The organism is Serratia sp. HNCC26DJ244, assembly GCF_057180565.1.
In genome coordinates, this window is the sequence record NZ_JBXUGO010000008.1 from 90,510 (window position 1) to 105,923 (window position 15,414).

The 15,414-nt window shown below is 48.8% G+C and carries 15 protein-coding genes and 1 pseudogene; 9 read left to right on the forward strand and 7 right to left on the reverse strand.

What is annotated here, in order from left to right; translation table 11 throughout:
- The first annotated feature begins 392 nt into the window (after positions 1 to 392).
- The 3 genes from AC2A06_RS08900 to AC2A06_RS08910 all read left to right on the forward strand — a co-directional run bounded on the left by AC2A06_RS08900 (position 393) and on the right by AC2A06_RS08910 (position 4,226).
- On the forward strand, positions 393 to 2,309 hold the full coding sequence (locus AC2A06_RS08900; RefSeq protein ID WP_484380046.1) for a PTS mannitol transporter subunit IICBA: 1,917 nt from the start codon (positions 393 to 395) through the stop codon (positions 2,307 to 2,309).
- Between the two features lie 63 nt (positions 2,310 to 2,372).
- On the forward strand, positions 2,373 to 3,527 hold the full coding sequence (locus tag AC2A06_RS08905; protein ID WP_023491295.1) for a mannitol-1-phosphate 5-dehydrogenase: 1,155 nt from the start codon (positions 2,373 to 2,375) through the stop codon (positions 3,525 to 3,527).
- A gap of 141 nt (positions 3,528 to 3,668) precedes the next feature.
- Positions 3,669 to 4,226, forward strand: coding sequence for an MltR family transcriptional regulator (locus AC2A06_RS08910; RefSeq protein WP_023491294.1), 558 nt, complete (start codon positions 3,669 to 3,671; stop codon positions 4,224 to 4,226).
- Between the two features lies 1 nt (position 4,227).
- On the opposite strand, the pseudogene dinD reads toward AC2A06_RS08910, so the two are convergent.
- The 3 genes and pseudogenes from dinD to AC2A06_RS08925 form a co-directional block, all read right to left on the reverse strand.
- Positions 4,228 to 4,323 (reverse strand): annotated as a pseudogene (dinD, locus tag AC2A06_RS08915) (DNA damage-inducible protein D); the annotation flags it as partial.
- A gap of 281 nt (positions 4,324 to 4,604) precedes the next feature.
- Positions 4,605 to 6,638 carry an RNA-binding domain-containing protein gene (locus AC2A06_RS08920; protein WP_484380047.1) on the reverse strand — a complete coding sequence of 678 codons (2,034 nt, stop codon included), beginning with the start codon at positions 6,636 to 6,638 and terminating at the stop codon, positions 4,605 to 4,607.
- A gap of 816 nt (positions 6,639 to 7,454) precedes the next feature.
- Complete coding sequence (locus AC2A06_RS08925) at positions 7,455 to 8,318, reverse strand: YicC/YloC family endoribonuclease (protein ID WP_023490025.1); 864 nt, start codon at positions 8,316 to 8,318, stop codon at positions 7,455 to 7,457.
- 130 nt (positions 8,319 to 8,448) lie between these two features.
- Here AC2A06_RS08925 and rph point away from each other — a divergent pair, with 130 nt between their 5' ends.
- Together rph and pyrE are read left to right on the forward strand one after the other, a co-directional pair.
- Complete coding sequence (gene rph, locus AC2A06_RS08930) at positions 8,449 to 9,165, forward strand: ribonuclease PH (RefSeq protein WP_023490026.1); 717 nt, start codon at positions 8,449 to 8,451, stop codon at positions 9,163 to 9,165.
- Positions 9,166 to 9,253: 88 nt separating this feature from the next.
- Positions 9,254 to 9,895: an orotate phosphoribosyltransferase gene (pyrE, locus tag AC2A06_RS08935; protein ID WP_023490027.1), complete on the forward strand. Its 642-nt coding sequence runs from the start codon at positions 9,254 to 9,256 to the stop codon at positions 9,893 to 9,895.
- A gap of 65 nt (positions 9,896 to 9,960) precedes the next feature.
- Here the strand turns inward: pyrE and slmA are convergent, their stop codons facing one another.
- From slmA to coaBC, 3 genes are all read right to left on the reverse strand, one after another.
- Positions 9,961 to 10,557, reverse strand: coding sequence for a nucleoid occlusion factor SlmA (slmA, locus tag AC2A06_RS08940; RefSeq protein ID WP_023490028.1), 597 nt, complete (start codon positions 10,555 to 10,557; stop codon positions 9,961 to 9,963).
- A gap of 219 nt (positions 10,558 to 10,776) precedes the next feature.
- Positions 10,777 to 11,235 carry a dUTP diphosphatase gene (gene dut, locus AC2A06_RS08945; protein WP_023490029.1) on the reverse strand — a complete coding sequence of 153 codons (459 nt, stop codon included), beginning with the start codon at positions 11,233 to 11,235 and terminating at the stop codon, positions 10,777 to 10,779.
- Positions 11,213 to 12,430, reverse strand: coding sequence for a bifunctional phosphopantothenoylcysteine decarboxylase/phosphopantothenate--cysteine ligase CoaBC (coaBC, locus tag AC2A06_RS08950; protein WP_484380048.1), 1,218 nt, complete (start codon positions 12,428 to 12,430; stop codon positions 11,213 to 11,215). The genes dut and coaBC overlap by 23 nt, the downstream gene beginning before the upstream one ends.
- A gap of 196 nt (positions 12,431 to 12,626) precedes the next feature.
- Here coaBC and radC point away from each other — a divergent pair, with 196 nt between their 5' ends.
- The 4 genes from radC (at position 12,627) to mutM (ending at position 14,910) form a co-directional block, all read left to right on the forward strand.
- A complete protein-coding gene (gene radC / locus AC2A06_RS08955) occupies positions 12,627 to 13,295 on the forward strand; it encodes a RadC family protein (RefSeq protein ID WP_484380079.1) in 669 nt (222 codons plus the stop codon).
- Between the two features lie 262 nt (positions 13,296 to 13,557).
- Positions 13,558 to 13,794, forward strand: coding sequence for a 50S ribosomal protein L28 (rpmB, locus tag AC2A06_RS08960; RefSeq protein WP_004931195.1), 237 nt, complete (start codon positions 13,558 to 13,560; stop codon positions 13,792 to 13,794).
- An 11-nt stretch (positions 13,795 to 13,805) separates the two neighbouring features.
- A complete protein-coding gene (gene rpmG / locus AC2A06_RS08965) occupies positions 13,806 to 13,973 on the forward strand; it encodes a 50S ribosomal protein L33 (protein WP_002208990.1) in 168 nt (55 codons plus the stop codon).
- 127 nt (positions 13,974 to 14,100) lie between these two features.
- The gene (gene mutM / locus AC2A06_RS08970; RefSeq protein ID WP_023490032.1) at positions 14,101 to 14,910 is read left to right on the forward strand and encodes a bifunctional DNA-formamidopyrimidine glycosylase/DNA-(apurinic or apyrimidinic site) lyase; all 810 of its coding nucleotides are present in this window, start codon (positions 14,101 to 14,103) and stop codon (positions 14,908 to 14,910) included.
- Here the strand turns inward: mutM and coaD are convergent, their stop codons facing one another.
- Positions 14,911 to 15,396, reverse strand: coding sequence for a pantetheine-phosphate adenylyltransferase (gene coaD, locus AC2A06_RS08975; protein ID WP_484380049.1), 486 nt, complete (start codon positions 15,394 to 15,396; stop codon positions 14,911 to 14,913).
- Positions 15,397 to 15,414: the final 18 nt, after the last annotated feature.

Consider the following 15,414-nt stretch of genomic DNA (forward strand, 5'->3'; position numbering starts at 1 on the left):
CCTGGTTAGCTCTCTGGCAGAGTGGGTGCCGCAGGGAAGATCCCATTCAAGAGCGCGGTTCGCTTGTGGTGCGTAAAATAAATTGTGATCAATGTATCAATTTAAGAACAAACTCTGCGGACATAAACGTGATTTTAATCACGTTATTGGCTGGCGGTGACGCTTTATTAGTGTCTATTATTTCTAATATCGAAAGTAATTGTGATTTTAATCACTAAATCCACTGGGTTAACCCCCTCTATTGTGTGATTTTAATCACGTTTCTTGGGTGAGGTTCGCGTAGTCAGAGGAGCGTGGTAGAGTCCATTTCGCAAACAGCAGCAACACGGCTGGATATGACAACAATGAATGCGCGCTCTTATTGTCAGCGCGTAGCAATAGGGGGGTGTTTTATGTTTTCACCAGATATCAAGGTTAAAGTGCAAAACTTTGGCCGTTTCCTAAGCAATATGGTTATGCCCAACATCGGCGCATTTATCGCCTGGGGTATTATCACCGCATTATTTATCCCTACCGGTTGGGTGCCAAATGAGACATTGGCCAAGCTGGTTGGGCCAATGATCACCTATCTGTTGCCACTGTTGATCGGTTATACCGGCGGTAAACTGGTGGGTGGCGATCGTGGTGGTGTGGTTGGTGCAATTACCACCATGGGTGTCGTGGTGGGTGCTGATATCCCGATGTTCCTCGGTGCCATGATCGCGGGTCCGCTGGGTGGTTGGGCGATTAAGCATTTTGACCGCTGGGTAGATGGCAAGATCAAAAGTGGTTTTGAGATGTTGGTGAACAACTTCTCCGCCGGTATCATCGGTATGCTGCTGGCACTTATCTCCTTTATGGGGATTGGGCCATTGGTCGAAGCGCTCTCCAAAATTCTGGCGGCGGGTGTACATGTCATGGTGGTTAATAACCTGCTGCCATTGACCTCGATCTTTGTTGAACCAGCAAAAATTCTTTTCCTGAACAACGCCATCAACCACGGTATCTTCTCGCCGCTGGGTATTCAGCAAGCCTCAGAGGCTGGCAAGTCTATCTTCTTCCTGATTGAAGCCAACCCGGGCCCAGGTATGGGAGTCTTGATGGCTTATATGTTCTTTGGCCGTGGTAGTGCCAAACAGTCTGCTGGTGGTGCCGCTATCATCCACTTCCTGGGTGGTATCCATGAAATTTACTTCCCTTATGTACTGATGAATCCACGCCTGCTGCTGGCGGTGATTCTGGGTGGTATGACTGGCGTATTCACACTGACGGTGTTGAATGGGGGTCTGGTATCGCCGGCTTCCCCAGGGTCGATTCTGGCCGTATTGGCAATGACGCCAAAAGGAGCCTATTTCGCCAACTTGGCTGCCATCTTCGCTGCTTTCCTGGTCTCCTTCCTGGTTTCTTCTTTCCTGCTGAAAACGTCGAAAGTGAAAGAGGAAGAGGGTCTGGAACAAGCAACCCGTCGTATGCAGGAGATGAAGGCGCAATCCAAAGGGGCTAAAGCACCTAATGGAGCGGTAGATGGTGACCTGAGTACCGTGCGCAAAATTATTGTGGCTTGTGATGCGGGTATGGGTTCCAGTGCGATGGGGGCCGGTGTTCTACGTAAGAAAGTGACAGATGCAGGGCTGAAAAATATCTCTGTTACCAATTGCGCGATCAACAGTTTGCCGGAAGATGTCGATCTGGTGATTACCCACCGTGATTTGACGGAACGTGCCATGCGTCATGCACCACAAGCACAGCATATTTCATTGACCAATTTTCTGGACAGTCAGTTATACAGTGATTTGACCGCACGCCTGCTAGCCGCTCACAAAACCAGCGAAACAGAACAGAAAGTGATTTCAACGTTGGATGACAGCTTTGAAGCCAGCGAAAATAACCTGTTTAAATTGAGTGAAAATAATGTGTTCCTCGGTCTACAGGCTAGCGACAAACAGCAGGCAATTCGCTTTGCTGGTGAGCAATTGGTGAAGGGCGGCTATGTGGAACCTGAATACGTAGAGGCGATGCTGGAGCGTGAAAAGCTCACTTCTACCTACTTGGGAGAGTCGATTGCCGTACCACATGGTACCATCGAAGCGAAAGATCGCGTACTGCGTACTGGCGTGGTGTTCTGTCAATATCCGCAAGGCGTGCGTTTTGGTGACGATGAGGATGAGGTTGCCCGTCTGGTGATTGGTATTGCAGCCCGTAATAATGAGCATATTCAGGTGATTACTTGTCTAACCAATGCATTGGATGATGAAACGGTTATTGAGCGGTTAGCCAATACGGCAAGCGTCCAAGAAGTTTTGGAACTACTTGGTAGTAAGAAGAGCTAATATCACAGCGCTGTTTTAAAGGGTGCACCGGGTGCACCCTTCGATATTAACAAAGGTAGAACTATGAAAGCATTACACTTCGGCGCGGGTAATATCGGCCGTGGGTTCATCGGCAAGTTACTGGCTGATGCTCATGCCGAACTGACTTTTGCTGACGTTAACCAGACGTTGCTGGATGAACTGAACCAACGTAAAAGCTACCAGGTACACGTGGTAGGCGATGAATCACGTATTGAACAAGTGAATAATGTCAGTGCGGTTAACAGCGGCAGTGAGCAGGCGGTGGATTTGATTGCTGAGGCGGATATTGTGACAACAGCAGTTGGCCCACAGGTCTTGGCTAAAATCGCCGGGACTATTGCCAAGGGGTTGATTAAACGCCATCAACAAGGAAACACCCAGCCACTCAATATCATTGCTTGTGAAAATATGGTGCGCGGCACCAGCCAGCTCAAGCACTCTGTTTTCGACGTATTGCCGCAGGATGAGCAGGCTTGGGTTGAACAGCATGTCGGGTTTGTGGATTCTGCCGTAGACCGTATCGTGCCACCCGCAGAAGCCAACAGCAGCGATCCGCTGGAAGTTACCGTGGAAACGTTCAGCGAATGGATTGTGGATCAGACTCAGTTCAAGGGGCCCCCGCCTGCTATTGCGGGTATGGAGTTGACTGACAACCTGATGGCGTTCGTCGAACGCAAGTTGTTCACTCTTAATACTGGCCATGCAATCACGGCTTATCTGGGGCAGCGCGCCAACTTACTGACGATTCGTGATGCTATTCTCGACCCACAAGTTCGTCAGGTGGTACGAGGGGCGATGGAAGAGAGTGGTGCTGTGTTGATCAAGCGTTATGGCTTTGATGCGGATAAACATGCCGCTTATATCAACAAAATTCTCTCCCGCTTTGAAAACCCCTATCTGCATGATGATGTTGAGCGTGTTGGGCGCCAACCACTGCGTAAACTCAGTGCAGGCGACCGCTTGATTAAGCCATTGTTGGGAACATTGGAATACGATTTGCCACATGGCAACCTGATAAAAGGGATTGCGGCCGCCATGAGTTACCGTAGTGAACAGGACCCGCAGGCCAAAGAGCTGGTAGAATTGCTGGAAAAATTGGGGCCAAAAGCGGCACTGATACAAATTTCTGGTTTACCGGCTGACAGCAAGGTGGTGGAAGAGGCGGTGGCTGCGTATAACACCATGCAGTCGCAGTAAATTCCATGGCGCAATAAATCGGTGTCAATAAACACTCCCTTACTTCACGGATAACGGTTAGGATGCAGGGCAAATTTTTTGCCCTGCATATATTGATTTCCGCCAAGAAAGGGCACCCCTAATGCTGTTCGAAAAGTGACGATGATTGACACAAAGGCATTTGAAAACAAAGTTTTGGAAAAACTGAATGCTGGCAAAACGGTACGTAGCTTTCTGATCGCAGCGGTCGAGTTGTTAGCCGAAGCACTGAACGTATTAGTGGTGCAGGTATTTCGTAAAGACGATTATGCGGTGAAGTATGCCGTCGAACCCCTATTGTCTGGTGCTGGCCCGCTTGGTGAACTCTCAGTTCGCCTTAAACTGATGTATGGCCTGGGGGTTATTTCACGGCATGAATATGAAGATGCCGAGTTGCTGATGGCAATGCGCGAAGAGTTGAATCATGATGGCACTGAATATCGCTTTATTGATGATGAAATCCTGGGGCCCTTTGGTGAACTGCACTGTGTGAGTGAACTCCCCCCAGTACCCACCTTTTTACAGCCGAGTGAAGCGGATGAGTCGTTGATTGCCATGCAACACCAGCGCTATCAACAGATGGTACGTTCCACCATGGTGTTATCGCTTACCGAACTACTGGCTGGCATTGGTGCTAAACAACCATCCAGGCTCTCGCCACTGGGTGAGCAAAAATCGTAGTAGCATACCGAGATAGATGAATATCATCTAATTCGCGTTGAGCCCCAGAACCAAGAGTGACCTTTTAGGTGGCTTCAACGAAATGGTCCGATACATTCCGGTTTTGCTTCGTGGCTGCCATCAGGTAAATGCGCACTCATCCGACAATCTCATGTAAACGTTGCGTTTTATTGCTGCCTTATACTGCTCCATAACAAGCAAAAATCCCGCTGTTATGCGGGAATTCTGGATTTATGCGGCTTGTTGATGCTTCCTGAATGGTTACTCGATATTGGATTTATACATTGAGTGTCGGCTTAAAATCCTTTTGATTACTGGATTTCTTATAATGCGCTTTTCTATTGTGTACACCCTTGTGTACACGGTAAAAAGGAATGCTCACCTTTTCGGGCTGTTTTTTGTACACATGCTGGTATTCACCACATCACAAGCTATGTAGCCCTGCCGTTTATGTCTTCTTGCATGAGGAAAGGCTAAACGAATTTTTCCCATCCTTACTAAAGGAACTAGTTGTTTCTCTCGCAAGTTTTGTGGGGTGCGGGACATCAGTTTAGAAATAATACTAAGCGGCATGTAATGGCCTGCGCAAAGCGCAAGGATAATTTCATCCATAACTTCATTTGAGAGTCTTTTTTTCTCTCTTGCTAATGCTGATGCTGCTTCTAGTTGCTGCCTTAGCGACAAAGAAAGGTGATCGAGGTTGTCGATATAAGGATAAGGAAGTTTGTCTGTAACAAAACGGCCCAGATCGTCTCGTTCTTGCTCGTTATCCGTTATTATCTCGTCGTTATCCGTGATCAAGTAGCTGCTATCCGTGATCAAAGAGGTATTATCCGTGATGATTTGGCCGTGTAGGGAATCGGGTGTGCTTGTTGATAACGGATTAACACCAAAAACATCTTCAGGAGAGGGGAGCTCTTGCCCTGGTAATGTGTATGATTTGTTTCTTTTTTCACCGTGTGGAATCAAAAAACCGCCAGTTACGAGGCGAGGAAGCGTAAGAGTAACTTCACGAGAATGCAAGCTGGTGAGTTGGCAAGCCCGTTCATGATCTATCCATTTTTCTACCGCTGCTGTAATTACGATACTGCGTTCAAGCTCGCTTAGGTGATCAACTTTGTCTCCGAATTTGGAATGCAGAAGAGCCGCTGTTTCTTCCGAGACAAGGTTACCAATAGAGAGTTCAAGCAGTGTTTGTTCCGGTTCTGTTTTTTCATACAACCGGGGGAGACGCCAGTTGGCCAACTTCCAACCACTAAATATTTTGGGAATCCCTGAGCCTGAGCGCTCCCCAGCACCGATAATCAAAAACATCTGGTGCATAAGACGATTACGGCAATCGCTCTCGTAACCTTTTATCGCTTGTTCAAGAGGTACACGCATGAGCCCAGGATTGCGAAAGCCGAATAAATCAGGTCTTTTTACGACCATGATTGAAATCCGGCCTGTATAGTCCGCATGTACCAAGGTGTTTACCAGCGCTTCACGCAGAGCGGTATGTATTTGTGTATCGTCTTGCCTGATACCTTCTTTTAGTTCAAAAGGCACTTTCAAGTCGGCTATTAGTTTTCGGTATGTACGCCTGTAGAAATCGAATACGTTACCCGACCACGTTCCATCAGGGCAGAGTCTATCAACCCACCTTCTCTCTGTTCTCGCTTCTGGTCGTTCTTGGTAATCTACGAAATAGTTTGGAGCTACGTCTTGTATGGCCTCCCATGTTCCAAACATGAGGATGCCTGCCAAAGTCATACCTTCAGTACCTGTTTGGCGATCTTTTCTATATCCGCCGATGCTGCGTAAGAATGCAAAATTGTCTAGCTCTAATGCGGGATGGACTGGATTAGAGGCTGAAAGAAGGTTTCGATAGGCCAGAAGACTCTCTAGGTTTATATCGTTCATATCGAAGTTCTGGACAATGCGGTTATCACGGCTTTCTTCAACTTGTTCAGCCATCATCCTGCGAACTTGTTCTTCAGAACAACGATGGTCACCTTCATGCATTCTGAACCATGTTTCTGTTATTGGTTGATTGTTTAAATAGACTGGTTTTTGCTCACGTCTTGCAATCGGTACCTCAATGACAAGTATCTCTTTGCCGTCTAATTTGACAGTTTGAACAAGCTGATCAGTAAGAAGATTAACGTTTACCTTTTTCTTGCTGCCTGCAAGGTCAAAGAGCTGCTTTTTGACGGTATTAACATCCGGAATACCCGCAACAGTGAACTCACCTTTCTTTTCACGAATACCTAAAACAACATATCCACCGCGACAATTTGCCATGGCGCTATAAGTTGGCCAGAAGTCATCCGGCAACTTGCCTCTACCATCTTTCCCTTGAGCCAATTTAAACTCCAGCTCTGAGGATTCAGATAGCGCACGCAGATCTGTCAGATCAGATATCCGGAACACTGTACCTCCATGTGAGTATTGTGGGTATAAATTGGTCGTATCTTACCCTAGTTTAAGTGATAAGAAAGTCCAGGAAGGATCATTAAAACGCCAAATTAAAAATATAACTGTATGTTTGAACAGTTTTTTAAGTGGGTAGCCTTGTGTGGTAAGAAGGCGAGTGATCTACAATCCGTTATGACGTTAAGTCTATCCGTGATCAATTGTTCCTTATCCGTTATGAGATTGGTGGAGTTCATTAGAGTAGGAAACTCTTGACGGAGAAGCTGTATGCACCGTTATCTGATAACCGTTAACTCCGCCGGTGGATCATCAATCCCAGCGCCAACAGACAAAGCCGATTACCTGCATCGGGTACGGGTTGGGCTTGTCCGACTCCACCAGCACTGTGGCGGCGGCCATAACTCGGCCCATTCGTGTCTTTATGCGCCTGGGTGTGTTGGTGATTGTGCCGGTAATCGTTGCCGTGTGCTGCGCAGCCTTTTCACGCCGATTCTTTCGCATCGATACCACCTCTCAGAGTTTTTTGTTATCGACTCGCCGTGGCCATGGTCATTTTACAGAATAAAACTCCGATATGAGGCAAGATCCATACCGTCACGAATTGCCTGGTAAATTGATACATCTTGCCAAGGCTGGTCAAGTCATCAGGCCAAACTCATTTTAAGGCGATCTCGACCAATTTTTGAGGGGCAAAGCGAGGTACATGGCAATAGTGTGCTTTCTTGCTTCTTTATGCTAGCTCATGATAACAAAAAAGCCCGCTGTTATGCGGGCATTCTGGATTTATGCGGCTTGTTGATTCTTCCTGAATGGTTACTCGATATTCTGGATCTGCTCACGCATTTGCTCAATCAATACCTTTAGTTCAATGGCTGAGGCTGTGACCTCCGCATTGATTGATTTTGAGGCCAAGGTATTCGCTTCACGATTGAATTCTTGCATCATAAAGTCGAGACGGCGGCCCACCGCTTCTTTTTTCTTCAGGATATTGAACGTCTCTTTGACGTGCGCTTCCAGACGGTCCAGCTCTTCTGCAACGTCAATGCGTTGTGCCATTAGCACCAGTTCTTGCTCAAGACGTGTGTTTTCTAATTGCACTTGCGCTTCTTCTAGCTTACTGACCAGCCGTTCACGTTGCCATTGCAGGATATTGGGCATCTGGGTGCGTACTTTTGCCACTTCAGTGTTTACGCCCTCCAGCCGCTGTTCGATCATGCCTTTCAGTGCACTACCTTCGCTTTCGCGTGCCGTAATAAAATCGTCGAGCGTATTTTCCAGTAACTGCATCAGCTCTTCACTGATGACATCCAGATCTTGTTCCTCTGCGGACATAACACCTGGCCAGCGTAATACATCGATGGGGTCTATCTCCCCTTCATCGCTTTGCATTTTCACCCAGTTGGCGGCTTCAACCAGTTGTTTGGCCAGCTTTTCGTTCAGGATCATCGAGCTCTGCGCACTTGGGTCGAGTTCGAAACGTAGGTTACATTCCACTTTGCCACGAGTCAGGCGGCCACGGATACGATCGCGGATCACCGGCTCAAGGCTACGGAATTGTTCCGGCAAGCGGATATAGGTTTCAAGGTAGCGCTGGTTAACAGAGCGTAGCTCCCAGGCTGCACTACCCCATTCGCCCTTGATTTCACGCCGGGCATAGGCGGTCATACTGCGGATCATTGTTGCTTACCCTGTAATAGCTAAAGATGCGTTGATTATAGCGTTGCACCTGAGGGCAGGATAGGCATAACGTCACGAAGCTCGTATAATACGCCTCAAATTGTTGATAAGAAGCCGGAGAAAACAGCCCATGCGTCCTGCAGGCAGAGCACCACAACAAATTCGCCCCCTGACAATGACCCGTCACTACACCAAACACGCTGAAGGTTCAGTGCTGGTCGAGTTTGGCGATACCAAAGTTTTGTGCACCGCCACCGTCGAAGAGGGCGTTCCACGCTTCCTGAAAGGTCAGGGGCAAGGGTGGGTGACCGCTGAATACGGTATGTTACCCCGTTCTACCCATAGCCGTAATGCGCGCGAAGCAGCGAAAGGAAAACAAGGTGGGCGCACGTTGGAAATTCAGCGCCTGATTGCACGTTCACTACGGGCTGCTGTCGATCTGAAAAAACTCGGTGAATTCACCATTACTTTGGACTGCGACGTATTGCAAGCCGATGGTGGCACCCGTACCGCTTCAATTTCAGGTGCCTGTGTGGCCCTGGCCGATGCGCTGAATGCGTTGGTTGCTGCAGGGAAATTGAAAACCAACCCGATGAAAGGCTTGGTGGCGGCAGTTTCGGTGGGCATCGTTAATGGTGAAGCGTTATGCGACCTGGAATATGTTGAAGATTCTGCAGCAGAAACCGACATGAATGTGGTGATGATGGAAGATGGCCGCATGATCGAGGTGCAGGGTACCGCCGAAGGTGAGCCGTTCAACCATGATGAGTTGCTGGCCTTGCTGGCATTGGCCCGTGGGGGTATCGAAACCATCTTTCAAGCGCAGAAAGCGGCGTTGGCAGAATAATTTTTCAAAGGCGACGAAGTCGCCTTTTTTACAACTTAAATTTGCAACCACAGCATAAATATTACAGTTCAGACGAGGAAAGTGAGTCATGAAAGCCTATCAGCGCCAGTTTATTGAATTCGCGCTTAGCAAACAGGTACTGAAATTCGGTGAGTTCACCTTGAAATCGGGACGTACCAGCCCTTATTTTTTTAATGCTGGCCTGTTTAATACCGGGCGCGATCTGGCGTTATTAGGGCGTTTCTATGCTGAAGCCTTGGTGGATTCTGGTATTGATTTTGATCTGCTGTTTGGCCCAGCCTATAAGGGCATTCCCATTGCTACGACTACCGCGGTCGCACTGGCGGAACATCATGACCGAGATATGCCTTATTGCTTTAACCGTAAAGAGGCCAAGGATCATGGCGAAGGTGGCACCTTGGTGGGGAGTCCACTGCAAGGGCGGGTGATGCTGGTGGATGATGTGATCACCGCAGGGACGGCGATTCGTGAGTCAATGGAGATTATCCAGGCTCATCATGCCACTTTGGCTGGGGTGCTGATCTCCCTTGATCGCCAAGAGCGTGGCCGTGCTGATGTTTCGGCAATTCAGGAAGTAGAGCGCGATTATCACTGTAAAGTGATCTCAATTATTACGCTCAAGGAGCTGATTGCTTATCTGGAAGAGAAACCGGAGATGGCTGAACATTTGGCAGCGGTGCGGGCGTATCGCGAACAGTACGGAGTATAAAGAGTGATGCCGGGTTAACCCCGGCACCTCATTCATCACTATTTAAGTAGCGCTACTTCAAAAGATTATTGCAACTGTGCTGCCAGGAGTGGCCAGCGGGCATCGAAATCCTGTGTTGGACTGTAGCGGAATTCAGACCGGATATAGCGTGAAAATAGCCCTTCGCAAAATGCCAATAATTGGCTGGCCAGCAACGTTTCATCAACGTTAAAGCCTTTCCCTTCACGCAGTTTACGTTCCTTCAGCACCTGACGTAGCTGTGCTTCAATACGTTCAAACAACTGGTTGATCCTACCTTGCAGGCGATCTTGCTCAAACATCAGTGCATGCCCGGTGATGATACGTGTCAGGCCTGGATTGCGCTCAGCAAACCCAAGTAGGAGTAGCATAATCAGGCGCAGACGGTTGAGCGTCTCTTTTTCATCCTGCAGGATCAGATTGATGCGCGTTATCAGGGTGTCTTCAATAAACTCGATCAGGCTATCAAACATTCGAGTCTTGCTAGGGAAGTGCCGGTAAAGGGCTGCCTCAGAGACACCTACGTTCGCGGCAAGCTTGGCTGTGGTGATACGCTGGCTGCCATCGCTGGATTCCAGCATCTGGGCTAACGCCTGCAGTATGTCCTCGCGCCGATTCCTTTTGGTATTTTCTTTTTCTGCCATGTGTAATAAGACCCTTGCTAAAACAGCCGACACCCACCGTCTTTCAAACTGCTTTCGGGCAATTTGAATCAACCTGGATATAAGCCAAAAGTTTCTCCGACAATGATTCTGCGTGTGACCTGGTATTCGGTATTTTATTGTCGGGTAAACCTTGCCATAGAGATGTCTTCCTCTTTTGGGCAGCAAGGTTTTCAGTGATCATCTTAAGATAGAGCAACCCTATTGGCGTCCCGAATGGCCGAAACCACCGGCTCCACGCTCGCTGCTATCAAACTCAGTCACCAGATTGAACTCCGCTTGTACAACTGGCACAAACACCATTTGTGCGATGCGTTCACCGGGTTCAATGGTGAAAGATTTCTGGCCACGGTTCCATACCGACACCATTAATTGGCCTTGGTAATCGGAATCGATCAAGCCAACCAGATTGCCAAGTACCACCCCATGCTTATGGCCCAGACCCGAGCGCGGCAGGATCACTGCGGCAAGACCGGTATCGGCAATATGAATCGCCAGACCGGTAGGGAGTAAAGTGGTTTCGCCGGGTGCCAACTCGACAGCACTGTCCAGACAGGCGCGCAGATCAAGACCAGCAGAGCCTGGGGTAGCATAGGTCGGTAATGGGAAATCTTGACCGATACGTGGGTCGAGGATCTTAACGTCGATTTTTTTCATCATAACGGCTGATTATCTCGTCTATTAAACGTTGGCCAAGGGATGCCTTGTCACTATGGGCGAGGCGTTTTTCTCCATCTTGCCAAAAAAGATGCAGTGCATTGGTATCACTATTAAAACCATGCTCTGCAAGCGATACATTGTTAGCGCAGATTAAATCCAGTTTTTTACGCGCCAGTTTTTGCCGGGCGTATTCTTCCACATTCTGGGTTTCTGCCGCAAACCCGACGACAAAAGGTCGATTTTTGTTCATCAGGGCAACACCCGCAACGATGTCGGGATTTTTTACCATTTTAAGGGTGATGGTATCACCCTGTTTTTTGATTTTTTCATTGGCAACCTGCTCTGCCCGATAGTCAGCGACGGCGGCACAGGCAATAAAAATATCTTGTTGTTCGACCTGTTGCTTTACTGCTTGTTCCATTTCCAGTGCACTGATGATATCCACACGAGTTACGCCAGGGGGCGTTGGCAGGCTTACCGGCCCAGCCACTAACGTCACTTGTGCCCCACGAGCAGCAGCAGCATGGGCGATGGCAAAGCCCATTTTGCCGGAGCTGTGGTTGCTGATAAAGCGCACCGGGTCCAGCGCCTCGCGAGTAGGACCCGCGGTAATCATAATTTTTAATTGTTTCAGATCTTGTGGCGCAGAAAAATAGCTCTCTGCCAGTTCAATGATCTGCAGAGGGTCCAACATGCGCCCAGGCCCAACGTCGCCACAAGCCTGGCTGCCACAATCCGGCCCCCATAATAGCAAACCACGGGCTTGCAAGGTTTGCAGATTCGCTTGGGTGGCGGTTGCGCGATACATTTGCTGGTTCATGGCCGGGGCTGCGGCGATGGGGGCATCGGTTGCCAGGCAGACGGTGGTTAACAAATCGTTAGCCATACCGGCGGCGATACGAGCCAGCAAATCAGCGGTTGCCGGAGCCAGGATCACCAAATCAGCCCATTTACCTAATTCGATATGTCCCATGGCAGCTTCCGCCGCAGGGTCGAGGAGATCGTCGGAAACCGGGTGGCCGGAAACCGCTTGCAGTGTCAGTGGGGTAATAAATGCTTTAGCGGCGGTGGTCATGACCACCCGTACCTCTGCCCCCCTGTCGCGCAGTCGCCGTACCAACTCTGGGCATTTGTAAGCAGCGATACCGCCACTGATACCCAGCACAATATGTTTACCGGAAAGTCCCGTCATCATGATTGTCCGATTGAAAATCTAAAGATGCAGCATATTAGCATAACCACTGCCAGGGAGCGCGATTCTGCTGTGTATGCAGCCAGTTGCATGGTGGTTTTCGCTATGCATCGCAATGTTATCAAGCACCTGTCGCAGTCCAAAATCTCTCGAGGCATACTCTGTGGCTTGCAGGGAGGAGGCGATGAGTAGTCAAGATATGTCTATATGGCCAGGGGCTCTGGCGCCCAGAGAGAAACTGATGCGTGATGGTGCGGCGGCACTTTCTGACATCGAGTTGTTGGCAATTTTTTTACGAACAGGTTCACCAGGCGTTCATGTTTCACAACGTGCTGAACAGTTATTGGCACATTTTGGCTCGCTGTATCACCTTATTTCGGCTGATTACCAACAATTTTGCAGCCAGAAAGGGTTAGGGATAGCGACGTATGCACAGCTACAGGCGATTTCTGAATTGGCTTTCCGGTTATTTTCGGGCCCCCATCTGTTGGAGAATGCTCTACTCAATCCGAAAATTACCCAGCATTATTTGCATAGTTTGCTGTCTCATCACGAACGGGAGGTTTTCTTAGTGCTTTTTTTGGATAATCAACACCGGGTGATTCGCCATCAGGAGATGTTTGCTGGTACCATTAATAGTGTCGTCGTGCACCCAAGAGAAATTGTGCGTGAAGCGTTGAAGGCTAATGCAGCGGCCATCATTTTGGCGCATAATCACCCATCGGGTAAGGCGGAACCTAGCCACGCTGACCGTTCAATAACCGAGCAAGTGGTCAATGCCTGCCGATTATTGGAGATCCGAGTGCTCGATCATGTGGTGATTGGCCGGGGAGAATGCGTCTCTTTTGCTGAGCGTGGATGGCTTTAAGTCACTTTTTCGCGATCCTTGTGGGATCTTTATTTGTTCGGGACTTGAGCACTTACGCTTCAGAGCGTATACTACGCCACCTTTGAGAATCTTGGGTTTGGCGTTAAGAGCCTATCTCAGCAGGTTTCTGACCTGATGTGTGGTTTCTGACCTGATGACGAGAGTCTCCTCAGTATGAAGTTTGCTGAGATGGGCTCTAAAAGCCTGACGAGGCGGCCATACCCCTTTGAGCTCGAGCTGATTTGATTTTTGGAGAATAGACATGTCCCGAGTCTGCCAAGTTACTGGCAAGCGCCCGGTGAGCGGTAACAACCGTTCCCACGCAATGAACGCGACTAAACGCCGTTTTCTGCCTAACCTGCACTCACACCGTTTTTGGGTTGAGGCTGAGAAGCGCTTTGTCACTCTGCGTGTATCTGCTAAAGGTATGCGTGTTATTGATAAGAAGGGTATTGAGACGGTTTTGGCCGATCTACGTGCCCGTGGTGAGAAGTATTAAGGAACTGAATCATGGCTAAAGGTGTTCGCGAGAAGATCAAGCTGGTTTCTTCTGCTGGTACTGGTCACTTCTATACCACTACGAAGAACAAGCGTACTAAGCCGGAAAAATTGGAACTGAAGAAATTCGATCCAGTTGTCCGTCAACACGTGCTCTACAAAGAAGCTAAAATTAAATAATTTTAGTGGATTATAATAAAAACCCGGTCTAGGCCGGGTTTTTTTCGTTGTATCACTCAGTAAGCCAAGTTGTTGTCGCCGATATCCCTTATAGCTTGGAGTAACAAAAGCAGAGAAGGAGCCTGGTATGCCTGAATTACCTGAAGTCGAAACCAGCCGCCGTGGCATTGAGCCTTATCTTGTTGGTCACCACATTCAGTATGCGGTGGTACGTAATTCTCGCCTGCGTTGGCCGGTTTCAGAACAGATCCTGTCATTGAGTGATCGGTTGGTACGTAGCGTGCAACGCCGTGCTAAATACTTGCTGATTGAATTGGATGATGGCTGGATTATTGTTCACTTAGGCATGTCTGGCAGTTTGCGCATGCTGACAGAGGAGACTGAAGCCGGTAAGCATGATCATGTTGATCTTGTGATGAGTAATGGCATGATCCTGCGTTATACCGATCCGCGCCGTTTTGGTGCCTGGTTGTGGTGTGCAGACCTTGCGCAGAGCTCGGTGTTAGCTCATCTTGGCCCAGAGCCGTTGAGCGAAACGTTCAATGGTACTTATCTCTACCAGAAATCCCGCGACAAACGCACATTGATTAAGCCTTGGTTGATGGATAACAAACTGGTGGTTGGGGTGGGTAATATCTATGCCAGTGAGTCACTGTTCAGTGCGGGGATCCTGCCGGGTCGTCAGGCCGGGTCATTAAGCCAAGCAGAGGCAGAGTTGTTGGCAGCAACCATCAAGGCGGTTTTACTACAATCCATTAAACAAGGTGGCACGACATTGCGTGATTTTCTGCAATCAGATGGCAAACCTGGGTATTTTGCGCAACAACTGCAGGTTTACGGCCGAGCAGGAGAGCCCTGCCGCGTCTGTGGTACCTTGATTGATAGCACAAAACACGGGCAGCGCAGCACCTTTTTCTGCCGCAACTGCCAGCATTGATTACTGTTCAGCCAGTTTTTCCATTAATGCCTTGGCAACGACATCAGGCAGAAAGGCGGTGATATCACCGCCATGGCGAGCGACTTCTTTCACCAGTGTTGAAGAGATGAATGACCACTGTTCCGATGGCATCAAAAAGACACTTTCAAGCTGTGGCATCAGGTGGCGATTCATATTTGCCAACTGTAATTCATATTCAAAATCAGACACGGCGCGCAGGCCGCGTACCAGAATATTGGCATTCTGATGGGCGGCAAAGTGTGCCATCAGCTCACTGAAACCCTGTACTTCAACATTATCCAGATGCGCGGTCACCTGTGTAGCCAAGGCTACGCGCTCTTCCAGCGTAAACAGAGGTTTTTTGCTCGAACTGGCGGCAATAGCCAAGATGATGTGATCAAACATCTTTGAGGCGCGGGTGACTAAATCCAGATGACCATTGGTCATGGGATCGAAAGTGCCAGGATAGATTGCTTTGCTGCTCATCACTCATATTCTCTGAAT